General features: G+C 35.6%; 21 protein-coding genes. 13 read left to right on the plus strand and 8 right to left on the minus strand.

Going from position 1 to position 22,758, the window contains the following annotated elements; translation table 11 throughout:
• Positions 1-79: 79 nt before the first annotated feature.
• Positions 80-1,027: a calcium/sodium antiporter gene (locus IIF7_RS15485; protein ID WP_084842613.1), complete on the plus strand. Its 948-nt coding sequence runs from the start codon at positions 80-82 to the stop codon at positions 1,025-1,027.
• 323 nt (positions 1,028-1,350) lie between these two features.
• Here IIF7_RS15485 and IIF7_RS15490 read toward each other — a convergent pair whose 3' ends face one another.
• A complete protein-coding gene (locus IIF7_RS15490) occupies positions 1,351-2,361 on the minus strand; it encodes a glutamine synthetase beta-grasp domain-containing protein (RefSeq protein WP_084842614.1) in 1,011 nt (336 codons plus the stop codon).
• 224 nt (positions 2,362-2,585) lie between these two features.
• Between IIF7_RS15490 and IIF7_RS15495 the strand changes: the two genes are divergently transcribed.
• From IIF7_RS15495 to IIF7_RS15505, 3 genes are all read left to right on the plus strand, one after another.
• The gene (locus tag IIF7_RS15495; protein WP_084842615.1) at positions 2,586-4,772 is read left to right on the plus strand and encodes a glutamine synthetase III family protein; all 2,187 of its coding nucleotides are present in this window, start codon (positions 2,586-2,588) and stop codon (positions 4,770-4,772) included.
• Between the two features lie 108 nt (positions 4,773-4,880).
• Positions 4,881-6,062 carry an AIR synthase related protein gene (locus IIF7_RS15500; RefSeq protein ID WP_084842616.1) on the plus strand — a complete coding sequence of 394 codons (1,182 nt, stop codon included), beginning with the start codon at positions 4,881-4,883 and terminating at the stop codon, positions 6,060-6,062.
• Between the two features lie 120 nt (positions 6,063-6,182).
• A complete protein-coding gene (locus tag IIF7_RS15505; protein WP_084842617.1) occupies positions 6,183-6,887 on the plus strand; it encodes a hypothetical protein in 705 nt (234 codons plus the stop codon).
• Here the strand turns inward: IIF7_RS15505 and IIF7_RS15510 are convergent.
• Positions 6,884-7,534 (minus strand): ATP-binding cassette domain-containing protein, encoded by a 651-nt coding sequence (locus IIF7_RS15510; protein WP_084842618.1) that lies wholly within the window; start codon positions 7,532-7,534, stop codon positions 6,884-6,886. The two genes, IIF7_RS15505 and IIF7_RS15510, sit on opposite strands and share 4 nt — an antisense overlap.
• Positions 7,531-7,818, minus strand: a complete 288-nt coding sequence (locus IIF7_RS15515; RefSeq protein WP_084842619.1) for a hypothetical protein — start codon at positions 7,816-7,818, stop codon at positions 7,531-7,533. The genes IIF7_RS15510 and IIF7_RS15515 overlap by 4 nt, the downstream gene beginning before the upstream one ends.
• Positions 7,819-7,976: 158 nt before the next feature.
• On the opposite strand from IIF7_RS15515, the gene prfA reads away from it, so the two are divergent.
• From prfA to IIF7_RS15530, 3 genes are all read left to right on the plus strand, one after another.
• The gene (gene prfA / locus IIF7_RS15520) at positions 7,977-9,053 is read left to right on the plus strand and encodes a peptide chain release factor 1 (RefSeq protein WP_084842620.1); all 1,077 of its coding nucleotides are present in this window, start codon (positions 7,977-7,979) and stop codon (positions 9,051-9,053) included.
• A 48-nt stretch (positions 9,054-9,101) separates the two neighbouring features.
• The gene (gene pyrF / locus IIF7_RS15525; RefSeq protein WP_084842621.1) at positions 9,102-9,944 is read left to right on the plus strand and encodes an orotidine-5'-phosphate decarboxylase; all 843 of its coding nucleotides are present in this window, start codon (positions 9,102-9,104) and stop codon (positions 9,942-9,944) included.
• A gap of 141 nt (positions 9,945-10,085) precedes the next feature.
• Positions 10,086-10,856 carry an ABC transporter substrate-binding protein gene (locus IIF7_RS15530; protein ID WP_084842622.1) on the plus strand — a complete coding sequence of 257 codons (771 nt, stop codon included), beginning with the start codon at positions 10,086-10,088 and terminating at the stop codon, positions 10,854-10,856.
• Positions 10,857-10,862: 6 nt separating this feature from the next.
• On the opposite strand, the gene IIF7_RS15535 is transcribed toward IIF7_RS15530, so the two are convergent.
• Positions 10,863-11,075: a Lacal_2735 family protein gene (locus IIF7_RS15535; RefSeq protein WP_245801658.1), complete on the minus strand. Its 213-nt coding sequence runs from the start codon at positions 11,073-11,075 to the stop codon at positions 10,863-10,865.
• 111 nt (positions 11,076-11,186) lie between these two features.
• Positions 11,187-11,891, minus strand: a complete 705-nt coding sequence (locus tag IIF7_RS15540) for a DUF4197 domain-containing protein (protein ID WP_084842623.1) — start codon at positions 11,889-11,891, stop codon at positions 11,187-11,189.
• A gap of 135 nt (positions 11,892-12,026) precedes the next feature.
• On the opposite strand from IIF7_RS15540, the gene IIF7_RS15545 reads away from it, so the two are divergent.
• Complete coding sequence (locus IIF7_RS15545; protein WP_084842624.1) at positions 12,027-13,517, plus strand: catalase; 1,491 nt, start codon at positions 12,027-12,029, stop codon at positions 13,515-13,517.
• A gap of 83 nt (positions 13,518-13,600) precedes the next feature.
• Here the strand turns inward: IIF7_RS15545 and purU are convergent, their stop codons facing one another.
• A complete protein-coding gene (gene purU, locus IIF7_RS15550; protein ID WP_084842625.1) occupies positions 13,601-14,452 on the minus strand; it encodes a formyltetrahydrofolate deformylase in 852 nt (283 codons plus the stop codon).
• 167 nt (positions 14,453-14,619) lie between these two features.
• On the opposite strand from purU, the gene IIF7_RS15555 reads away from it, so the two are divergent.
• Both IIF7_RS15555 and IIF7_RS15560 read left to right on the plus strand, forming a co-directional pair.
• Positions 14,620-18,066: a methylmalonyl-CoA mutase family protein gene (locus IIF7_RS15555; RefSeq protein ID WP_084842626.1), complete on the plus strand. Its 3,447-nt coding sequence runs from the start codon at positions 14,620-14,622 to the stop codon at positions 18,064-18,066.
• Positions 18,067-18,255: 189 nt separating this feature from the next.
• The gene (locus IIF7_RS15560) at positions 18,256-18,885 is read left to right on the plus strand and encodes a MarC family protein (protein ID WP_084842627.1); all 630 of its coding nucleotides are present in this window, start codon (positions 18,256-18,258) and stop codon (positions 18,883-18,885) included.
• Here the strand turns inward: IIF7_RS15560 and IIF7_RS15565 are convergent.
• On the minus strand, positions 18,882-19,268 hold the full coding sequence (locus tag IIF7_RS15565) for a hypothetical protein (RefSeq protein ID WP_084842628.1): 387 nt from the start codon (positions 19,266-19,268) through the stop codon (positions 18,882-18,884). The two genes, IIF7_RS15560 and IIF7_RS15565, sit on opposite strands and share 4 nt — an antisense overlap.
• 118 nt (positions 19,269-19,386) lie before the next feature.
• On the opposite strand from IIF7_RS15565, the gene IIF7_RS15570 reads away from it, so the two are divergent.
• On the plus strand, positions 19,387-19,836 hold the full coding sequence (locus tag IIF7_RS15570) for an Lrp/AsnC family transcriptional regulator (RefSeq protein ID WP_084842629.1): 450 nt from the start codon (positions 19,387-19,389) through the stop codon (positions 19,834-19,836).
• Here IIF7_RS15570 and IIF7_RS15575 read toward each other — a convergent pair.
• Positions 19,829-20,722: a class I SAM-dependent methyltransferase gene (locus tag IIF7_RS15575; RefSeq protein ID WP_084842630.1), complete on the minus strand. Its 894-nt coding sequence runs from the start codon at positions 20,720-20,722 to the stop codon at positions 19,829-19,831. The genes IIF7_RS15570 and IIF7_RS15575 overlap by 8 nt on opposite strands.
• 204 nt (positions 20,723-20,926) lie before the next feature.
• Here IIF7_RS15575 and IIF7_RS15580 point away from each other — a divergent pair, with 204 nt between their 5' ends.
• Together IIF7_RS15580 and IIF7_RS15585 are read left to right on the plus strand one after the other, a co-directional pair.
• Positions 20,927-21,124 carry a DUF1328 domain-containing protein gene (locus tag IIF7_RS15580; RefSeq protein WP_084842631.1) on the plus strand — a complete coding sequence of 66 codons (198 nt, stop codon included), beginning with the start codon at positions 20,927-20,929 and terminating at the stop codon, positions 21,122-21,124.
• Positions 21,125-21,289: 165 nt separating this feature from the next.
• Positions 21,290-22,753, plus strand: a complete 1,464-nt coding sequence (locus tag IIF7_RS15585; RefSeq protein ID WP_084842632.1) for a hypothetical protein — start codon at positions 21,290-21,292, stop codon at positions 22,751-22,753.
• Positions 22,754-22,758 lie beyond the last annotated feature (5 nt).

A 22,758-nucleotide genomic window follows, 5' to 3' on the forward strand; every position in this document is an offset into this window, starting at 1 on the left:
ATTTTTGTAGTTTTTAAATCTATTTTTTATAAATCTAATAGCTCTAAATATTAAGTTATATTCGCATAAAAATTGATAAATGGATATAGTTTACATACTTATTGGGCTGACTTTATTAGTGGTAGGAGGAGAGTTTTTAGTAAGATCTTCTGTTGCGTTATCTTTCAAGATGAATATTTCCCGTATGGTAATTGGGCTTACAGTGGTTTCTTTTGCGACTTCTGCACCCGAGTTGCTGGTAAGTTTGCAGGCTGCTTTAGATGGATTTTCAGATATTTCTTTAGGAAATATAATAGGCTCCAATATTGCCAATATTGGTTTGGTGTTAGGAGTTACGGCAATGATCTCACCAATAGCTATAGATCGTGATTTTTATAAATTTAACTGGCCGGTAATGATGGCGTTTTCTTTTGCGCTGTTTTTCTTTTTACTGAATGGGGAAGATATCGATCGTCTTGAAGGTGGAACTTTGGTTTTAGGTATTATTCTATATTTATTGTTTCTAATTTTACGTAGCCGAAAAGTAAAAGAAGAGGTTGTAGAAGAAGTAGACGAAAGCTTAAAAGGGACTTCCTGGTTTAAAATTATTATTTGGCTAATTATTGGTGGTGCCGCTTTATATGGAGGATCTGAATTATTAGTTGATGGATCTGTTTCTTTAGCCAGAGATTTAGGAGTAAGTGAACGTGTAATCTCTGTAACGATGATTGCTATTGGAACTAGTATTCCAGAACTTGCAGCTTCTGTAATTGCAGCATTAAAAAAGGAAAAAGCCCTTTCTTTTGGGAATTTAATAGGTTCTAATATTTTTAATATTGCTTCAGTACTAGGAATTACTTCATTAATTCAGCCTATTGTAATGCAATCTCAGGAAGTGTTAAGTAACGATATCTACTGGATGATTGCTTTTGCTTTTATATTGGTTCCGTTAGCTTTTCTTCCGAAGAAATTTTTATTCAGCAGAATAAAAGGCGCAGTGATCTTAGCGGGTTATGCTGTATTTCTTTATATCACGATTTTTAGGTAAATATTATTAGAGAAAAGACTATAGAATATAGAGAAGATAAAAATGGATGTAAGAAATTATCTATTGCCATTTATCTTAATTCCTCATATAGGTTTATTCGCCTAAGTTTGGCAGAAAATTAAAAGAATCCTTCCTATTGAAGGGCTGCAAGCTTGGCTATGTGTTCTTGGTTTAATTAGAAAAACCATATTCTTAATTGCTACACTTCAGAAAAAACTGCCTGAAAAAAGACTAATTTCAGTATATATAAATTGAATCCAATAAAAAAGGCGTCTCCAAAAGGAAACGCCTAATCTAAGATTAATTATAATCTAGCCTAAAGCTTATTCTGCATGTTTAACCGTCTTAATAATACGGCTTGCAATTTTGTAAGGATCACCATTAGAAGCTGGTCTTCTATCTTCTAACCATCCTTTCCATCCGCGCTCTACAGTTGCGATTGGAATACGGATTGATGCACCACGGTCTGAAACTCCGTAGCTAAAGTCGTGGATAGAAGCAGTTTCGTGCTTACCAGTTAATCTTAAGTGGTTATCTGCACCGTAAACATCGATGTGTTCTTTCACTACTGGACGGAAAGCTTCACAAATTTTCTCGTAAGTTTCACGGTTTCCTGCATTTCTTAAAGTAGAGTTAGAGAAGTTAGCGTGCATACCACTACCATTCCAGTCTAAATCTCCAAGAGGTTTTGGATGAAGGTCTACAGATACTCCGTATTGCTCACCAATTCTTTCTAGTAAATATCTAGCAACCCAAATTTCGTCTCCAGCTGCAGCTGCACCTTTAGCGAAAATCTGGTATTCCCATTGTCCGGCAGCAACTTCACCGTTGATACCTTCTACATTTAATCCTGCTTCAAGACAAGCATCTAAATGCTCTTCAACGATAGCTCTTCCGTAAGCGTTAGTAGCTCCTACAGAACAGTAATATGGTCCTTGTGGTCTTGGGTATCCATTTACTGGGAATCCTAGAGGCTTTCCAGTTTCGTTATCGATTAGGAAATATTCTTGCTCAAATCCAAACCAGAAATCATCGTCCTCATCGTCTATTGTAGCTCTACCATTAGTTTCGTGTGGAGTGCTATCTGCATTAAGTACCTCGCACATAACAAGGTAACCATTCTTACGTTGTGGATCTGGACAAATAAATACTGGCTTTAGTAGGCAGTCAGAAGAATTTCCTTCAGCTTGACCTGTTGAAGATCCATCGAAAGACCATACTTCACAGTCTTCAAGTTTTCCGGAAAAATCGGTAATTATTTTTGTTTTACCACGTAACTTCTGAGTCGGCTTGCTACCATCAAGCCAGATATACTCCAGTTTTGATTTGCTCATAATCTAATTCGGTTTTATAAAAAATTGAACGTCTAACGTTAACAAAAATATAATATTTTGAATACAATGTATATGTTTTAGGGGGTGATTTCTGAAGAATTTCTTTTTTATGAAATTTTACCCCTAAAAATTAAGGGGTTTAGATTATTTGATGATTTTGGAGGTCTTCTAATGATAAATATTTAAATTTGATAACAAAATTTTATTAATCATAACAGCTTAACATGTCAACACTTAGATTTAAGGCAATAGAAGAAACCTTTAACCGAAGATCTTTAAATATAGAAGAGCCGGGAAGACGTTCTGCTATCTTTGGAAGTAATGTCTTTAACGAGTCGGTAATGAAGCAATACCTAACCAAAGAAGCATACAATAATGTGATGGATGCGGTAAAAACCGGCGCAAAAATTAATCGTACCGTAGCCGATCATATTTCTGCAGGAATGAAAGAATGGGCTATTAATAAAGGAGTAACTCATTATACACACTGGTTTCAGCCTTTAACCGGGGCAACGGCCGAAAAACATGATGCTTTTTTTGAAACTATTGGGGAGGGTCTTGCTATAGAAAAATTTGGAGGCGGTTCTTTGGTACAACAAGAACCAGATGCGTCTAGTTTTCCTAATGGTGGAATTAGAAATACTTTTGAAGCTCGTGGTTATACAGCATGGGATCCTACATCACCAGCATTTATCTGGGGAACTACATTATGTATTCCTACTGTTTTTGTTTCGTACACCGGTGAGGCTTTAGACTATAAAACTCCGCTTCTTCGTGCGTTACAGGCGGTAGATCAGGCAGCGACAGACGTTGCAAAATATTTTGATAAAAATGTAACTAAAGTAAACGCTACTCTAGGTTGGGAACAAGAGTACTTTTTAATAGATTCTGCTTTAGCTGCAACTCGTCCAGATATTCAGTTAGCGGGGCGTACACTTTTAGGACACTCTCCTGCAAAAGGACAACAGTTGGATGATCACTATTTTGGATCGATACCTTCTCGAGTTTTAGCCTATATGAGGGATTTAGAAATCGAATGTATGCGATTGGGGATTCCTGTAAAAACGAGACACAATGAAGTTGCTCCAAATCAATTTGAACTTGCACCAATTTTCGAGGAAGCCAATCTTGCTGTAGATCACAACTCCTTAATTATGGATGTGATGAATAAAGTTGCAGAGCGTCACCATTTTGTAGTACTAATGCACGAAAAACCATTTGCCGGAATTAATGGTAGTGGTAAACACAATAACTGGTCTTTAGGAACAGATACGGGAGTAAACCTTTTGTCTCCTGGAAAAACTCCTATGAAAAACCTTCAATTCTTAACTTTCTTTATCAACACGATAAAAGCGGTTTATGAAAATGAAGAGTTATTAAGAGCATCGATAGCAAGTGCATCTAACGATCACCGTCTAGGAGCAAATGAAGCACCACCGGCAATTATTTCAGTATTTATTGGTAGCCAGTTAACTTCTGTTTTAGATGAACTTGAAAAAGTAACTTCAGGAAAATTATCTCCGCAGGAAAAAACAGATCTTAAATTAAATGTTGTTGGTAAGATTCCTGAAATCTTGTTGGATAATACAGATCGTAACAGAACTTCTCCTTTTGCATTTACCGGAAATAAATTTGAATTTAGAGCTGTAGGATCTACTGCAAACTGTGCAAATCCAATGACCGTTCTTAATGCGATAATGGCGAAACAGCTAAAAGAATTTAAAGCTGAAGTAGACAAGCTTATTAAGGACAAGAAAATGAAGAAAGACGATGCGATCTTCAATGTTCTTAGAGAATATATTAAGCAGAGTAAAAAGATTAGATTTGAAGGTGATGGTTATGGTGAAGCCTGGGAGAAAGAAGCTGCAAAAAGAGGCTTAAGCAATAATAAAACCACTCCTGAAGCACTTAAAGTACAGGTTTCTAAAAAAGCGATTAAGCTTTATGGAGATTTAGGAGTAATGAATAAGGTTGAAATTGAAGCGCGCCACGAAATCGAACTTGAAGAATATACGATGAGAGTTCAGATTGAAGGTCGTGTTTTAGGTGATATTGCAAGAAATCATGTAATCCCAACAGCTATTCGTTATCAAAATATTCTTATTAAGAATGTTACTGGATTAAAGAGTATCTACGGCGATAATTACGAAAAACATGCAAAAGAACAATTAGAGCTAATAGAAAGTGTTTCTACTCATATTGCTGTTATTAATAGCAAAGTAAATGCGATGATTGAAGCTCGTAAAGTAGCCAATAAATTAGAAGATATCCAGAAGAAAGCAGAGTCTTATTGTAATGAAGTAAAACCTCATTTTGATGAGATTAGATATCACTGCGATAAATTGGAATTACTGGTAGATAATGAGCTTTGGCCATTAACCAAGTACCGTGAATTATTGTTCACTAGATAATTTCTTTCAAAATTAAAGATTTTAGCCCTGTAACTTGCAGGGCTTTTTCTTTTTAGAAACTTCTTAAAGAATTTAAAACTGTTTATCTTTGACGCCTAAACCATATTCATGAGTCAGGACGTAAGTAAAAGGTATAGTCAGCGTGGTGTTTCAGCTGGTAAAGAAGATGTGCATAATGCCATTAAGAATGTAGATAAAGGGCTTTTTCCTAAAGCATTTTGTAAAATTATCCCAGATTATTTAACCGGAGATGAGGATTATTGCGTGATCATGCATGCCGATGGCGCGGGAACTAAATCTTCTTTAGCCTATATGTACTGGAAAGAAACTGGCGATCTTTCTGTTTGGAAAGGTATTGCCCAGGATGCTTTGATCATGAATATTGACGATCTACTTTGTGTAGGTGCTACCAATAAAATCTTATTGTCTTCAACCATTGGTCGTAATAAAAGTTTAGTTCCGGGAGAGGTAATTTCAGCAATTATTAATGGAACTGAAGAACTTATTGCAGATCTTAAAGAATTTGGCGTAGAAATTCATTCTACCGGTGGTGAAACGGCAGATGTTGGTGACCTGGTAAGAACGATCATTGTAGATTCTACGGTAACAGCAAGGATGAAACGTAGCGAGGTAATTGATAATAGTAATATCGAACCTGGCGATGTGATCGTTGGTTTAGCTTCTTTTGGGCAGGCTACATACGAGAAAGAATATAACGGAGGCATGGGAAGTAATGGTTTAACTTCTGCTCGCCATGATGTTTTTGCAAAGGTCTTAGCTGAAAAATATCCTGAAAGTTTTGATGCTTCGATTCCTAATGATCTTGTATATTCTGGAGGAAAAAATTTAACAGATGAAGTTGAAGATTCTCCGCTAGATGCCGGTAAACTGGTATTGTCGCCAACAAGAACTTATGCGCCTGTAATTCAGAAGATATTATCTAAATTCAGTAATAAAGAGATTCACGGGATGGTGCATTGCAGTGGAGGAGCACAAACCAAAATTCTTCATTTTATAGATAATCTTCATATTGTAAAAGACAATCTTTTTGAAGTTCCGCCGCTATTTAAGTTAATTCAGCAGGAAAGTAAAACAGATTGGAAAGAGATGTACCAGGTGTTTAATATGGGGCATCGAATGGAAATCTACGTAAAACCAGAGCTTGCAGACGAAATTATCGAAATTTCAAAGTCGTTTAATATCGATGCTAAGGTGGTGGGAAGAGTAGAAGCTTCAGATAAAAAATCCTTAACGATAAAGAGTGAATTTGGCGAATATTATTATTCGTAGATTTTACATTTAATTTAATAAAAGGGCTATAAGGTTAACTAAAATTGTTTTAGTGTTAATTTTGTAGCTTTTTTTATTTAAATATCTCATTATGTTTGTGAAAATATGATTGTTTGTTAGATGAGTGAACGAAGAAAATTAATTGTTTTTTCCATTGTGTTTTGGGTTGCCGTAAACTTTGCAAGTTTATCGATGTTTAGTGACGAGGTAAGTAGATGGGTTCGGTTTATTGGTACCGCTTTCTTTTTTATTACCGCAACTTTACATAAGCCCTTTTCCTGGAAATTATTTTTTATACTTCTATTGTTCTCGATCTGCGATTTCTCCCTTATTTATTTTGAAAATCCCATTTTTAACGCCCTAACATTTATTAGTAGAGGAGCTGCATTTGTAATTGTAGGAAGTATAGGAGCAAAAAAAATAAAGCAGCTGAAGATTAATAGTTTAGAGTTGTTTATAGGTGCGGTTTTGGTAGCGATAAATCTTGTTTTACTTTTTGAGCTGGAAAGTATGATCTCTTTAAAACACGCTGAAGAATTATATAGTCCCGGTTTTTACGCTTTTGCTTTTATTGCCATACTTACCACTATTATTGCCGTATCTTACAGTAATCGTTATAGTAATCTTAAGAGTATCTTTTATATGTGCGCCGTGCTTTGGATGATCTTTTCAGATATGACCTATTTTATTGGATATTATCTTGATTTTCCTGAATTTTACTACGCAGATCATGCATTTAATATTCTGGGATCTGGTTTCTTAATGCTTTATGCAGCAACCACAAATAAAAAAGAAAATTATATCGATATTGATGTAAAGATCTAACCCGGTAAATATCCCATCTGTACAAGTTCTTTTGCTGAATGCACCAGTGTTGTTTGTTTATGCTGAAATAAATAAATATCGTCTGAAACATCTAATATCGCCTCGTAGCGATGATCTGTAATTATAATCGCTTTTTGTTGTTTTTGCTGCTGAATTATTTCTGAAAATTTTTCGATCATTAAAGGAGAAAGCTGTGCAAAAGGTTCGTCTAATAGAACGATATCCGCATTTCTTTTTAAGACCAGGTAGATTTCGATAATTCGTTGCTGCCCGCCAGATAAATCCCGAATTTTCTGATGTTTTACTGAATTCATTTCAGAAAATATACTGCTAAAATCACCAAAATCGATATTATATAGTTTAAAAGCCTTTTCTACTAAAATAGTGGGCGAAAGCAAAGGAAACTGCGGAAGCATGGCAACTCTTCCGGTTTTGTAAAAGCGCTTCAGGACAGGTTTTTTGTCTATGCGAAGTAGTTTGTATTTCGGTTTTAAAGTTCCGAAGAGAATTTTTAAAAGGCTACTCTTTCCGCTACCGTTTCTACCTAATAATCCGGTTACTTTCCCGGTTTCGGCCTTTACATAAGCCGCTTTAAGAATAGGTTTATCATCAAAATACAACTCGACATTATCAATTTCAAAGATCATATTAGAAAGTTTATGGCGGCACAAAGGCTAAGAAGAAAAATATCGGCCAAAATGGCTAAACTGAATAATTGCAATCGGCTAAAGCCAAGATTGTAATAAAATACGAGCTCTTTTTTTGCAGTGGTGAATCGGTATAAAAGATAAATGATAAAAGCGATGAATAATTTATCGATTACAATTACAAAAAGCGGACTATCAATGGAAAATATCAGCAGATTAACTAAAAGTGAAGGAACCAAAAATTTGCGGTAAAATTGAAAAAGCACAGCAGAAGTGTTAGGCATATTTTGATATTTTGATCGATGTTTTAAATTAAAAGCGTTAAAATGCTTATTTTATTATGATTAGCACTAAAATAAAGAAAACGAACAGGTAAAGTTTAGAGAAGATAAAAATTCAGTCAAATTATTGTAAATTTGCTACCTAAATTCTTAAGAATTGTATGTTAGAGAAGCTTAATATCGTTAAACAACGTTTTGATGAAGTGAATGATCTTATTATCCAGCCGGATATTATTGCCGATCAGAAACGTTACGTTGAACTTAATAAAGAATATAAAGATCTTAGAGCGCTTATGGACGAGCGTGAAAGATATATTGAACTTACCGATAATCTTAAAGAAGCTGAAGAAATAATTTCTGACGGAAGTGATCCTGAAATGACCGAGATGGCAAAACTTCAGCAGGAAGAAGCTAAGGAAGAATTACCAGCTCTTGAAGAAAAGATACGAATGATGTTGGTGCCTAAAGATCCTGAAGATGCTAAGAATGTCGTGATGGAAATTCGTGCAGGTACTGGTGGTGACGAAGCGAGCATTTTTGCTGGTGATCTTTACAGAATGTACACCAAATATGTAGAAAGTAAGGGTTGGAGTCACAATATTGTAGATTTTAGTGAAGGAACCAGTGGCGGATTTAAAGAGATGATTTTCGAAGTTTCTGGAGAAGATGTTTATGGTACCATGAAGTTTGAAGCTGGTGTTCACCGTGTACAACGTGTGCCGCAAACCGAAACTCAGGGTCGTGTACATACCTCTGCAGCTACAGTTATGGTATTACCAGAAGCTGAAGAATTTGATGTAGAGATCGATCCAAAAGATGTGCGTATCGATTATTTTTGTTCATCGGGGCCTGGTGGGCAGTCGGTTAACACAACCTATTCTGCAGTGCGTTTAACTCACGAACCTACAGGTTTGGTAGCACAATGTCAGGATCAAAAATCGCAGCACAAAAACAGGGAAAAAGCCTTTAGGGTTTTACGTTCTCGTTTATATGAAATGGAGCTTGCCAAGAAAATGGAAGCCGATGCTGCAAAGCGTAATTCGATGGTTTCGAGTGGTGATCGTAGTGCAAAAATTAGAACCTACAACTATCCACAAGGGCGTGTAACAGATCACAGAATTAACCTAACACTTTACGATCTATCCAACATCGTGAATGGAGATATTCAAAAAATTATTGATGAGCTAAGATTGGTAGAAAATACCGAAAAGCTTAAAGAGAATTCAGATATATTTTAATATTCGGCATTTTAAAACATAATTTTAAACGCCATCTAAAAACTAAATATGACCACCCAGGAGTTAGTAGAGCAGATTAGAAAAAAGCAATCGTTTTTATGCATAGGTTTAGATGTAGACCTCAAAAAAATTCCAACTTATCTACTTTCTGAGGAAGATCCAATATTTAGTTTTAATAAAGCAATTATAGACGCCACGCATCAATTTTGCGTGGCCTATAAACCTAATACGGCTTTTTATGAAGCCTGTGGTTTAAAAGGCTGGGAAGCTTTACAAAAAACCATCGATTATCTTCACGATAACTATCCAGAAATTTACACTATCGCAGATGCCAAACGTGGTGATATTGGTAATACCTCTAAAATGTATGCAAAGACCTTTCTAAAAGATATGGGCTTCGATTCGGTTACCGTAGCGCCTTATATGGGGAAAGATTCTGTTGAGCCGTTTTTAGAATTTGAAGATAAACATACCATTTTACTGGCTTTAACTTCTAACGAAGGTGCTTTCGATTTTCAGACTTTAAAATCTGATGAGACTGAGATCTACAAAAAGGTTTTGGAAACTTCTAAAAGCTGGGAGAATTCAGAAAACCTAATGTATGTGGTTGGTGCAACTAAAGCTGAATATCTTGCTGAAGTACGTAAGATCGTTCCAGAAAGTTTCCTGCTTGTGCCCGGTGTTGGAGCACAAGGCGGTAAATTAGAAGATGTTTGTAAATACGGAATGACCAAAGATGTTGGTCTTTTGGTAAATAGCAGTCGTAAAATTATTTATGCTTCTACCAATAATAATTTTGCTGAAGTTGCCGCTGCAAAAGCTGAAATCCTACAGCAGCAAATGGCTGAAGAATTAGAGAAATTTAAATTTGAGCATTCGAATGAATTATAAGAGTACTGTCACCCTGAACTTGATTCAGGGTCTCATATTCAAAATTTTTTCTTGAATTTTATTAGATTCCGGATCAAGTCCGGAATGACAAAAATCTCATTGATTACAAATAACGGATAATCATCAATTCGAATAATGTTTATGACGATTTTCGATCATTTAGGCCGAAAATTATTTCTTAGCGATACTCCAAAGCGCATCGTTTCTTTAGTTCCAAGCCAGACGGAGCTTTTAGTCGATCTTGGATTAAAAAATAGTATTGTAGGTATCACAAAATTTTGTGTGCATCCAGAGCATCTTCGAAAAGAGAAAAACGTTGTTGGCGGGACAAAAACTGTTCATTTAGATAAAATTGAAGCTTTAGCACCAGATATTATTTTGTGCAATAAGGAAGAGAACACTAAAGAAATTGTAGCCGAATTAGATAAAATCGCCCCGGTGCATGTTTCAGAGGTTTCGAATATTTCAGATTCGCTTCAGCTTATAAAAGATTATGGTGAACTTTTTATGGTTCAGAAGAAGGCTTTAAAATTAGTCGATAGAATAAATAAGAAATTAGCGGCTTTTTCCGAAGAAATTCAGCATAAAAAATGGAAAAGCTGTTTGTATCTTATCTGGAAAGATCCTTATATGGCTGCGGGAAATGATACCTTTATCAACGAGCTTCTTAAACTAAATAAGTTTGAAAATAAAATTGCCGGAAATAGATATCCGGCAATTAATAGGGAACAATTGATTGAATATTCACCAGATGTGATTTTGCTATCTAGTGAGCCCTATCCGTTTAAACAAGAACATATTGAAGAAATTAAGAAATTAGGTCTTAATGCAATTCTTGTGGATGGGGAATATTTTAGTTGGTACGGTTCAAGATTAGAAAAAGCGGTTAGTTACTTTAAAACACTGCATTAAAATTCGTTATTCTGTAGCCCAATTTTCTACTTCGGGATAATGCATACGTCGTAGCTCACGCAAGATTTTTTTCGCTTTTTCATTAATCCTGTCACTACGTTCTTTGTCTACAAGTGCCAGCTTATAAGCCTTGTGCATTAGATAGGTATACTTCTCGCACATACACTCTTCCTTACTTTTTTTTCTGAAAATCTTAAACATACTCCAATCTTTCTTCATCTAATAATACAAAGATACAATCGAGTGTTTTTAAGAATTACTAAGCAGCAGTTAAGGTTAATTTAAAGTTTAAAGATAAACTTGATATTTTGTTAAAATATTTTTGACTTTTTAATCCTGAAGCGAAAAAACTCGTTTTAGCAAGGTGGTTGTTCTTGCAGAAATATCATTTCTTATTTCTTTTTCTTCCACAGCAATCATCGTATAAACGCCATCTAAAGCTTCAGAAGTTACATAATCTGAAAGATCTGGATTTACATTATTAGTTAGCGGAATGCTATTATAACGTTCGATGATATTACTCCAAATCTGGTTGGCGCCAACTTTATCTAAAGAGTTTGTAATTACGGGACTAAATTTATCATAAAGCTGAGATTTGGTTTTTCCAACCAAATATTGTGTCGCGGCATCATCTTGTCCCAGTAAAATTGTTCGAGCGTCATTAAAAGTAATTTCTCTAACAGCATTAACAAAAATTGGTGTTGCTTCTTTAACGGCATCTTCTGCAGCACGGTTTAATACTCGCAATCCCTGGTCGGCTAAATTGCCCAATCCAATATCCCGTAAAGTCTTATCTACCTTCTGTAATTCTGATGGTAACGTAATTTTTACTAATTCATTCTTAAAAAAACCATCCTCCTGAGTGAGTTTTGTAACCTGTTTATCGATTCCAAAATCTAAAGCCTGGCGTAATCCAGTGGCAATTTCAGTATTGGTTATACCGTAACCACCTTGAGGTAACTGGCTGGCAATATCCTGCAATTCAGCACAAGAGCTAAGGGATAAAATAACAAATAGGCAAAGTAATTTTTTCATGGAGCTTTTTTTCAAATATAAGATAAGTATAGTATTTCTAGTATTATAAAAATTTATGAATAAATTAAAATTATCGATTTTTATTATTGAGGTATCCTATTTACCTTTAAAAAAATTGAAACTAAAACTAGAATTATGTCTAACGAGAAAAAATTAACCACTGCTTCCGGAAGACCTTTTGTAGAAAAGGAAGATTCGTTAAGCGTTGGTAGAAGAGGACCATTATTACTTGAAGATTATGTGCTTCATGAAACAATGGCTCATTTTAATAGAGAAAGAATTCCAGAGCGTGTGGTACATGCTAAAGGTTCTGGTGCCTTTGGAACCTTTACTGTGACAAATGATATTACTAAATATACAAGAGCAAAAATATTTTCTGAAGTTGGTAAAAAAACCGATATGCTGGCGAGATTCTCTACGGTAGGTGGAGAAAAAGGTTCAGCCGATTCAGATCGTGATCCACGTGGTTTTGCGCTTAAATTTTATACTGAAGATGGAAACTGGGATCTGGTAGGAAATAATACGCCGGTATTCTTTATAAAAGATCCTAAGAAGTTTGGTGATTTTATTCATACTCAAAAACGCCACCCGTTTACGAATATGAAATCGCAAACTATGCGTTGGGATTACTGGTCGTTAAATCCGGAGTCTTTACACCAGGTGCTTATCTTAATGAGTGATCGTGGTACGCCTTATGGTTTTCGCCATATGAATGGTTATGGATCGCACACTTTTTCTTTGATCAATGATAAAGACGAGCGTTTTTATGTAAAATTTCATTTTAAAACCGATCAGGGAATTAAGAATTTCACCGATGAAGAATCAGTTAAGATGGCAGGTGAAAATCCAGATTTTGCTCAGCAAGATTTATTAGAACATATTGAAAATGGGGAATTCCCAAGCTGGACATTAAAAATCCAGGTAATGCCAGAGGAGGAAGCTAAAAATTATAAATGGAATCCTTTCGACCTTACCAAAGTATGGCCTCATGACGATTATCCTTTGATCGAAGTAGGGAAAATGGAATTGAATAAAAATGCCGATAATTATTTTGCTCAAATCGAGCAATCTGCCTTTGCACCGGCGCACATTGTAGATGGTGTAGGATATTCTCCAGATAAAATGCTGCAGGGACGTTTATTATCGTATCCAGATGCACACCGTTATCGTTTGGGAGCAAACTACGAGCAAATTCCGGTAAACCGCTGTCCTTACATGGTAAATAATTATCAGCGTGACGGATTTATGAGAGTTGATGGAAATGGCGGTAGAAGTGAAAACTACTACCCAAATAGCTTCGACGATATTTCTGTAGATGAAAAATATAAGTTGAAAGCACCAAGAGTTACAGATGCTGAAGCTGATTGGTTTGATCGTAACGCTTCTGAAGCTGGGGACGATGATCATTATACTCAACCGGGTAATTTATACCGAGTAATGAACGAAGAAGCAAAATCGAATCTGGTTTCTAATACCGTAGGATCGATGAGCCAGATCGAGGGAGAGAAAAAAGATGAAATAATCATGCGCCAGCTTTGCCACTGGTTTAGAGCAGATCCTGAACTTGGAGCAAGAATCGCAAGCGGATTAGGGGTTGAAATTAATACGGAAGAATTCGCTCGATAATTATCGAATCTTGAAAATATGATTGAATCACTCAATCGAGGATTCAGAATAAAAATAAAAAGCGCCCAGAGTGGGCGCTTTTTTTATGTAAAGATGATCGTCTTGTTATTAAAGACCATCGTTTTTCTTTGAATATGAAGTTTTATTCCGCGGCTAAAGACGATCTTTTCCAGATCTCGGCCTTTTAGAATTAGATCTTTGATAGAGTGCGAATGAGAAATTCTTGTAATATCCTGTTCTATAATTGGGCCGGCATCAAGTTCGGCGGTAACATAATGGCAGGTAGCGCCAATAATTTTTACTCCGCGTTTATAAGCCGAATGATAGGGTTTTGCCCCGGCAAACGCCGGTAAAAATGAATGATGAATATTAATAATATTGTTAGGATATTCGCTTATCATTTTATCTGAAATGATTTGCATATAGCGCGCTAATACAATAAAATCAACTTCAAATTCTTGCAAAAGCTCTAATTGCTTTACTTCGGCTTCAACTTTAGTGTCTTTGGTAACGGGAACATGATAAAACGGAATCTCAAAAGCTTTAGCAATAGGTTCAAGGTCTTTATGATTGCTAAGAATAAACGGAATTTCAACGCCTAATTCCCCAGCTTTATATCTTCCCAAAATATCATATAAACAGTGATCGTACTTAGAGACGAAAACGGCCATTTTTAAGACACGTTCTTCAGAAAAAAGTTTCCAGTTCATATTGTAGGTTTTAGCGATCTCTTTTTCAAAATCTGCTCTAACTTTTACAATATCAAATTCCGAAGAAAATTCATTTTCTAAACGCATAAAGAAAATACCATTTTCAGTATCCACATACTGGTCGATATAAACGATATTTCCATTTCTCTCGTGGAAAAAATTAGTAACCGTTGCTATAATTCCGCTTTTATCTTTACAATTGATCAGTAAAGTAACCTTCGCCATGTTTTTCAGTATTAAAGCTTCAAAAATCAAAGCCTGATAAAGAATAAAATTAGTTTAATCACTTTAACTGAACCAATGAGAATTCAGATTTATGCTTTTTTCAGAATAATCAAAAATTATTTACAATTTTCGTAAATTGCCACTCATAATTTCACTCTTTATTGAAAATGGAACAACAGACTCCGTATTTACCTAAACATAAAATAAGAATTGTAACCGCAGCTTCCCTTTTTGATGGGCACGATGCTGCCATAAATATAATGCGTCGTATTATCCAGGCGACCGGGGTAGAGGTGATTCATCTTGGTCACGATCGTAGTGTAGAAGAGGTAGTGAACTGCGCGATACAGGAAGATGCTCACGCTATTGCAATGACCAGTTATCAGGGCGGGCATACCGAGTATTTTAAATATATGCACGATTTGCTTCAGGAAAAAAATGCCGGGCAAATTAAGATTTTTGGCGGTGGAGGCGGAGTAATTCTTCCTGAAGAAATTAAAGAACTGCAGGAATACGGGATTACCCGAATTTACGCGCCCGATGATGGAAGAGAGTTAGGATTGCAGGGAATGATCAATGATCTGGTAAAAACGGTAGATGAGGAAGTGCCTTCGTTGCCAGAAAATACCAATGTTGAAGAAGACCTAAAATTGAAGAAAATAAATACGGTTTCTCGTTTAATTTCTCTTGCTGAAAATAAGCATGATGAATTTAAAACCCATTTTGATGCCGTTCCAGAAACGGAAAAGAATATTCCTGTTTTAGGAATTACAGGAACAGGTGGTGCCGGTAAATCGAGTTTGGTAGATGAACTGGTTCGACGATTTTTAAGTGATTTCCCAGATAAACAAATTGGGATCGTTTCTGTAGATCCTTCTAAAAAGAAAACCGGTGGCGCTTTGCTTGGTGATCGTATTCGAATGAATGCGATAAATCATCCTCGAGTATATATGCGTTCACTGGCTACGCGACAAAGCAATTTAGCTTTATCAAAATATGTACAGGAAGCTGTTGAGGTTTTGAAAAAAGCTGAATACGATCTTATTGTTTTAGAAACTTCTGGAATTGGTCAATCTGATACCGAAATTATGGATCATTCAGATGTGTCTTTATATGTAATGACTCCAGAATTTGGTGCGGCAACTCAGTTAGAGAAGATCGATATGTTAGATTTTGCAGATCTTGTTGCGATCAATAAATTCGATAAGCGTGGTGCACAAGATGCTTTACGCGATGTGAAAAAGCAGTACCAGCGAAATCACCAATTATGGCATGAGGATGCTGAAAAGCTTCCAGTTTTTGGAACGATTGCTTCCCAATTTAATGATCCCGGTATGAATACCTTGTATCGCAAGATCATGGATAAGATCGATGAGAAAACAGCTTCTAAATTAGAATCTACTTTTGAAGTGACTCGAGAAATGAGCGAGAAGATCTTTGTGATTCCGCCAAAACGAACTCGTTATCTTTCTGAAATTGCAGATAATAATCGCTCTTATAATGAAACAGCAATAAAGCAGGCCGATATTGCACAAAAACTCTTCGGTATTTATAAAACCATATTGAGTGTTGCGAATATTTCCGAAGAAAAATATAGTGCGCATCTAGATAAAAACGGACTCGTACAGGAAGAATTTTTAGACGATGAGCAAACTGAAAATCACGAATTTTTAGGATTGCTTTTTAAAGAATTCGATCGTGTGAAAATGGATCTAGATCCTTATAACTGGGAAATTATACTGGGTTGGCAGGAGAAAGTGAATAAATATACCGAGCCTATTTACTCGTTTAAAGTTCGTGATAAAGAAATTAAGATCGAAACGCATACCGAATCACTTTCACATACGCAGATCCCAAAAGTTGCTCTGCCAAAATATTCGGCCTGGGGTGATATTTTAAAATGGAGTCTTCAGGAAAATGTGCCGGGAGAATTTCCGTACACTTCAGGATTGTATCCGTTTAAAAGACAGGGTGAAGATCCAACCCGAATGTTTGCAGGTGAAGGTGGGCCAGAGCGAACCAATAGAAGATTTCATTATGTAAGTTTAGGTTTGCCGGCCAAGCGTTTATCTACGGCATTCGATTCGGTGACCCTTTATGGGAACGATCCAGATCATCGTCCCGATATTTATGGTAAAATTGGTAATGCGGGAGTTTCAATTTGCTGTTTAGATGATGCTAAGAAGTTGTATTCTGGTTTCGATTTGGCGCATCCGTATACTTCAGTGAGTATGACGATTAATGGGCCAGCGCCTATGCTGCTTGGATTTTTTATGAATGCTGCGATCGATCAGCAATGTGAGAAATATATTAAAGAGCATGCTTTAGAAGATAAAGTTGAAGCAAAATTAAAAGAGCTTTACGACGATAATAATATCGAGCGACCAAGCTATAAAGGAGAACTTCCTGAAGGGAACGATGGTTTAGGTTTAATGCTGTTAGGTTTAACCGGAGACCAGATTCTTCCGCAGGAAACCTATCAGGAAATTAAGATCAATACCCTGGCATCGGTTCGTGGAACAGTACAAGCCGATATTTTAAAAGAAGACCAAGCGCAAAATACCTGTATTTTCTCTACGGAATACGCCTTGCGTTTAATGGGTGATGTTCAGGAATATTTTATCAAAGAGAAAGTTAGGAACTTTTATTCGGTTTCAATTTCAGGATATCATATTGCTGAAGCCGGGGCGAATCCAATCACGCAGTTAGCATTTACCTTAGCGAATGGTTTCACATACGTGGAATATTACTTAAGCCGCGGAATGGATATCAATAAATTTGGACCTAATTTATCGTTTTTCTTCAGTAATGGTGTAGATCCAGAATATGCAGTGATTGGCCGTGTTGCGAGAAAGATTTGGTCTAAAGCTTTAAAAAATAAGTACGAAGCGAATCCAAGAGCGCAAATGCTAAAGTATCATATCCAGACTTCTGGGCGTTCGTTGCATGCTCAGGAAATCGATTTTAATGATATAAGAACGACGCTTCAGGCATTATATGCGATCTACGATAATTGTAATTCATTACACACCAATGCTTATGATGAAGCCATAACAACACCGACCGAAGCTTCTGTAAGACGGGCCATGGCGATTCAGCTTATTATCAATAAAGAGCTTGGTTTAGCGAAAAATGAAAATCCAATTCAGGGATCATTTATTATTGAAGAGTTAACAGATCTGGTCGAGGAAGCTGTTTATGCCGAATTTGATAGAATTACCGAAAGAGGCGGAGTGCTTGGTGCAATGGAAACAATGTATCAACGTGGACAAATTCAGGAAGAAAGTCTGTATTACGAAACCCTGAAGCATAATGGTGATTATCCAATTATCGGGGTAAATACGTTCTTAAGTTCTACAGGATCGCCAACAGTCACTCCTGGTGAAGTAATTAGAGCCACAGAGGATGAAAAGCAGAACCAGATCAAAACTTTAGAAACGCTGCATACCGCGAAAGAAACCAAAGCTGAAGAAGCTTTAGAAGCCATAAAAAAAGCAGCAGTACAAAACGAAAATATTTTTGAAGTTTTAATGGAAGCTACAAAGGTGTGTAGTCTTGGCCAAATAACCAATGCGATGTTCGAAGTTGGTGGGCAATATCGAAGAAATATGTAAACAAAATTATAGTAAGGCAGCTTGATAAAAATAGCATGCAAATTCCTTGAATATCAGTCAGAAAATCGCCAATTTTTAGCTCTTAAAAAAAGGCGATTTTTTTGTTTGTAAATTGATGATTCCACTCTAAATTTGTCGGCTTTTTAAAATAGCATTTTCAGTTAAAATTAAAATAGAAATCTGGCAGTGATGGAAAGTGTTTGGTTATTTGCAATAGCAGTATTTACCGGTTTCTTTGCGATTAATAGTCCGTTTGGTAATATTCCGGTATTTATCAGTTTAACAAAACAGGCTGATCGTAAAACCCGAAAAAATATATCAAAAAAAGCAACATTTACGGCTTTTGTAATTGTATCTGGCTTTGTGATTTTGGGTAAGTATATTTTTGATCTTTTTGGATTAACAATTCCTGCCTTTAAAATTACCGGGGGGATCCTTATTTTCTTTGTAGGTTTTGAGATGATTAGAGCTCAGGAATCCAGCATTGATAACCAGAGTGAAATTAACTTTAATGAAGGTATTTCTACTTCTCCATTAGCGATACCAATCCTTGCCGGGCCAGGTTCGATTGTTACCGCAATGAACTATACAACCAATGCAGATTATATTCAGCTACTGGTAATTTTGGTAATGTTTGGTTTAATAATGTGGTTGAATCACCTTGCATTTATCTCTAGCGATTATCTTGTAAGATTTATTGGGCAAAACAAAATTGTAGTAATCGAAAAGATTATGGGATTAATCATCGCCATTATTGGTACAAATATGTTAATCCAGGGAATAAAATTAGCTTTTTTTACTGAAGATTTTCAGCTTTAATTCTTTTGGTTGTGGTGCAACCAATCTGTAATTAAATGTTCAAAGTGATGAATTTCTCTGCGAAGTAAATCTAAAAACTCGGTTTCTTTGATTCCGGTTATTTCAATATTGCGGCAATTAGATTTAATTCTTCTTGCCGCTTTTCGTATTTTTTCGATACGTTTAAGCTGAATTTCTTTAGATCGCGCAGTGACTACTCCGGCTATTCCCGGTGCAAGCTGTAGCGATTCAGTTACCAGTCTACCAGCATAATTATGGGCAGGAATACTGGAGATTTCCATTTCAAGAACATTTCTATTGTCAGAAAAATAAGAAGAAACAGCACTCGAAATCTTAAAGATTTCTAAGGCTTTCTTGTAAACTGGCAATTGATAAGCTTTCATAAACTGGGAATTTCTTTTATAAAATTACCTAGAAATCGCTCAGGTTACATTTAATAATTAAGGTGTAAATGTAATTTTGGTTTAATATTTAAATATATTTACGCTAATTACTTTAAATATGAATATAGATAAATTGAACTGGGCAATCTTAGAATCACTCCAGGAAAACGCCCGACTTTCTTTTTCTGAAATAGGAAGAAAAGTAGGTCTTACTTCTCCTGCCGTGGCAGAACGTGTAAAGAAAATGGAAGATGCCGGGATTATAAAAGGCTATAAAACCGAAGTGTCCTATCAAAAAACAGGTCATCACCTAAAAGCGATTATCACCTTACGGGCCTTTATGGGACGTTTAAAACCCTTCTTAGAAAAGGTAACCGAATTTAAAGAAGTGATTAACTGTTATCGAATTACCGGAAACGAAAATATTATCATGGAAGTAATTTTTCAGGATCAGGGACATTTAGAGGTTTTTATCGATAAGCTAATCACTTATGGCGAAACAAAGACACATATTATTTTATCGAATGTTATCGAGCATGCCCCGGTACGGAATCGAAAAATTACTTAATTCCGCTAACCAGATACATTAATGAACCACCTGCGGCGTGATATTGCTCACGTTGTACGGCACCCATAATATGATCTGAACGGGTATCATATTTTTCCTGATATTCGAAATAAAAAGGCATGTATTCTTCTCCGGCAGCATTAAAGTAGTCGATATCTTTTCGGGTTTCAGATTTCCAGGCGCTTCCCTGCATCCATTGCTTTAAAGTAGCTATTTGTTCTTTATTATCGTACGGTGGATACATCGCAATAGCTTTGTCTGAAAGTCGAACCATTATGTCTTTTAAATCCTCAGATGCAAACCAGCCTGGTAATAAATCCCCTAAAGAATTATCGCCCTCACCAAGTTTCTTTTTTCCTTTTTCGATAATTAAACGATATTTTATATGATCTAGAGTTTCCTCGATACTATCGTTTTGCGAAATCGAGTTTTTGGTAAGTGTTTGCACGATATTGTTAGGTTCTACACAAAGTAAAAGTCCGTTTGGTTTAAGCACTCTAGTCATTTCTTTAAGTGCTTTTTTCGGATTTTTAAGATGAATTAAAACCGTTTGGCAGGTAACAAAATCGAAACTTTCATCTTCAAAAGGAATATTTTCTGCATCACCTTTTTTTAAATTGAAGTCGATTTTCGATAATTTGAAGTGACTTTCTAATTCAGCATTACTTTCAAACCAACTTTCGTCATTATCGATTGCTGTTATTTTTGAGTTTTCAGCCAGGTAAGGAGCCAGGGTCTTTGTCCAGTGCCCCTGCCCGCATCCTACATCCAACATGTTTGAATATTGATTTAATTCCAGTCTTTTAGCAGTAAGGTCTAGAAAGCCTTTATTCCACCAAAAGTCCCGATACGATCCAAAATAGTTGTGAGAATGTCCTTTTTGCAATGCTAATAATTTAGTTTGCCAAATATACTTCAGTCCTAAGGTTCTACCAAGTGTAAATTTTTTCTGAAAAAGAATAGGCTAAAGTGTTGAAAATTAACAGATATTAAAATATTGCGTGCCCTTAGTTAAATTTAGGTAAATTGGAATTTTTTTAATAAAATATTCAGTGTTCTGGACGTATCTTTGAATAAACAAAAAAAGATTATGAAGAAGTATACAGTGTTATTTTTAGTTTTGGCAGTAGCAACCGGTTTAGTAGGTTTTACAGGACTAAGATTTACTGGTATTGAAGTGATACGTGTTTTATGCTTGATTACTGCCGATCTTTTTGTAATTTCATTAATGGCAAAGATTTTCTTTCCAAATAGAAAATTAAAATTGCAAAGAGTAAAAAAGGAATAAAATTTGCATTTGCAAAAGGTTTAAGCTTTCACTTAAGTGAAAGCTTTTTTTATGCTTTCAATTTAAAAACAAAGTATATTTACTGGATTATCTGGATTAAATCTGGTTTAGTCTCTATAGCTTTCAAAAAATGGATGCTTCAGGGATAAAAAAACAATAACACCTATGTATAAACTAACACTATCCTGTTTTTTTGTTTTTCTTTTTTCTTCAGTAGGTTTTGCTCAAGAAATAAGATTGCAAAAAGGAAATGTAACCGATAACATAAAAATTAGCGATTCTACAGATGCTACTTATGCGGTTTATCTTCCGCAGTCTTACGACATGGAGAGACCTTCTCCTGTAATTTTTATTTTAGATCCTAATGGGCAGGCTAGGGAAGCGGTACAATTGTTTAGGCAGGTTGCTGAAGACCAAAATTATGTGATCGCTGCAAGTAATCAAAAAATAGTTGGAGATTCTATAGAGCAGGATATTATGGAATCTGTTAAATTTATGAATGGTTTTTTTCGCACCATAAAAGTAGATCCCAATTTGCTGTATATCGCCGGGATAAATAAAGGAGCCGAAATAGCTTCAGCAATTCCACTTATTAACGAAAGAGTTAGTGGAATTCTGGCAATAAATAAAGCTTGGATTAACAGAAAATTCATTGAAAATAGAGAAAAGCCTTATATTCTTTCACTAGTATCGGGAACTAGAGATTATTCAAGATTCGGAATGATTGATGTTCTGGACATTTTAAATGGAGAAGATTATCCTACCGAAATCAATTATTTTGAGGGAGGGCCCGAGTCCTGGCCAGATACTTTTACGATTAGCAATGCAGTGGGTAAATTTACTTTAGAGGCTATGAATAATGGTGAAAGACAAAAAAATGATACTGTTGTTAATACTATTTATCAAAATGAAATTAAAGCTATAGAGAGTTTGGTAAGACAAGGCTCGTATTACACAGCCTTTACTCAGGTAAAAAAAGCAGAAGAGAAATTTGACGATTTTGAGCGTTTTGATGACCAATTAAAAGATTTGAGAAAAGAGATTAGAAAAACTCGTGAATTTAAGCAACAAAGGAGAAAGTGGTTTGATATAAAGGAAGAGGAGACTTTTCAAAAAGAGGATTATGATCACTTTTTAGAGGTAGATATTTTTACTAATAATTTTGAAAATATTGGTTGGTGGGCAGAGCAGTTGGATAATCTAAAGGAAGGAAAAGAGAATAAAAACTTAATAGAAAGAAATCGTGCATATCGCCTTGAAGGTTACTTAATTGATCTAGTGAGTATAAACTATAAAACAACCATTGCATCTAAAGCGTCTATCGATTCAAAGATTTTTATTTCAATCTTAAAAACAATTGTAGATAAAAACGATCCCGATGCATACCTAAGCATTGTAAAATTAGCTGGCCATGATGGAGATGCTGAAACCGCTATGCTCTACCTAGAAGATCTTTTAAAAACAGGTTATAAAGATTTTAATAAACTGTACGAAATAGAAGGAATCCTGGATTTACAGATGAGTACAGAATTTAATTTGCTAATTGAAGAATATGGAGGTGAAGCAAAATACATTATTTTTGATTCTGAAAGAGAAACCGAGGAAGCGGAAGCTACTAAGGTAAATTAATGGCA

It is taken from the genome of Zunongwangia atlantica 22II14-10F7, from assembly GCF_002094855.1.
Lineage (GTDB): Bacteria > Bacteroidota > Bacteroidia > Flavobacteriales > Flavobacteriaceae > Zunongwangia > Zunongwangia atlantica.

Bases quoted from the DNA above. Each gene is read 5' to 3' on its own strand.
- IIF7_RS15540 (WP_084842623.1), bottom strand. From the start codon at position 11,891: ATGAAAAAATTACTTTGCCTATTTGTTATTTTATCCCTTAGCTCTTGT.
- IIF7_RS15510 (WP_084842618.1), bottom strand. From the start codon at position 7,534: ATGATCTTTGAAATTGATAATGTCGAGTTGTATTTTGATGATAAACCT.
- prfA (WP_084842620.1), top strand. From the start codon at position 7,977: ATGTTAGAGAAGCTTAATATCGTTAAACAACGTTTTGATGAAGTGAAT.
- IIF7_RS15555 (WP_084842626.1), top strand. From the start codon at position 14,620: ATGGAACAACAGACTCCGTATTTACCTAAACATAAAATAAGAATTGTA.
- IIF7_RS15565 (WP_084842628.1), bottom strand. From the start codon at position 19,268: ATGAAAGCTTATCAATTGCCAGTTTACAAGAAAGCCTTAGAAATCTTT.
- IIF7_RS15500 (WP_084842616.1), top strand. From the start codon at position 4,881: ATGAGTCAGGACGTAAGTAAAAGGTATAGTCAGCGTGGTGTTTCAGCT.
- IIF7_RS15495 (WP_084842615.1), top strand. From the start codon at position 2,586: ATGTCAACACTTAGATTTAAGGCAATAGAAGAAACCTTTAACCGAAGA.
- IIF7_RS15580 (WP_084842631.1), top strand. From the start codon at position 20,927: ATGAAGAAGTATACAGTGTTATTTTTAGTTTTGGCAGTAGCAACCGGT.
- IIF7_RS15485 (WP_084842613.1), top strand. From the start codon at position 80: ATGGATATAGTTTACATACTTATTGGGCTGACTTTATTAGTGGTAGGA.
- pyrF (WP_084842621.1), top strand. From the start codon at position 9,102: ATGACCACCCAGGAGTTAGTAGAGCAGATTAGAAAAAAGCAATCGTTT.
- IIF7_RS15515 (WP_084842619.1), bottom strand. From the start codon at position 7,818: ATGCCTAACACTTCTGCTGTGCTTTTTCAATTTTACCGCAAATTTTTG.
- IIF7_RS15560 (WP_084842627.1), top strand. From the start codon at position 18,256: ATGGAAAGTGTTTGGTTATTTGCAATAGCAGTATTTACCGGTTTCTTT.
- IIF7_RS15530 (WP_084842622.1), top strand. From the start codon at position 10,086: ATGACGATTTTCGATCATTTAGGCCGAAAATTATTTCTTAGCGATACT.
- purU (WP_084842625.1), bottom strand. From the start codon at position 14,452: ATGGCGAAGGTTACTTTACTGATCAATTGTAAAGATAAAAGCGGAATT.
- IIF7_RS15490 (WP_084842614.1), bottom strand. From the start codon at position 2,361: ATGAGCAAATCAAAACTGGAGTATATCTGGCTTGATGGTAGCAAGCCG.
- IIF7_RS15570 (WP_084842629.1), top strand. From the start codon at position 19,387: ATGAATATAGATAAATTGAACTGGGCAATCTTAGAATCACTCCAGGAA.
- IIF7_RS15505 (WP_084842617.1), top strand. From the start codon at position 6,183: ATGAGTGAACGAAGAAAATTAATTGTTTTTTCCATTGTGTTTTGGGTT.
- IIF7_RS15545 (WP_084842624.1), top strand. From the start codon at position 12,027: ATGTCTAACGAGAAAAAATTAACCACTGCTTCCGGAAGACCTTTTGTA.
- IIF7_RS15535 (WP_245801658.1), bottom strand. From the start codon at position 11,075: ATGAAGAAAGATTGGAGTATGTTTAAGATTTTCAGAAAAAAAAGTAAG.
- IIF7_RS15585 (WP_084842632.1), top strand. From the start codon at position 21,290: ATGTATAAACTAACACTATCCTGTTTTTTTGTTTTTCTTTTTTCTTCA.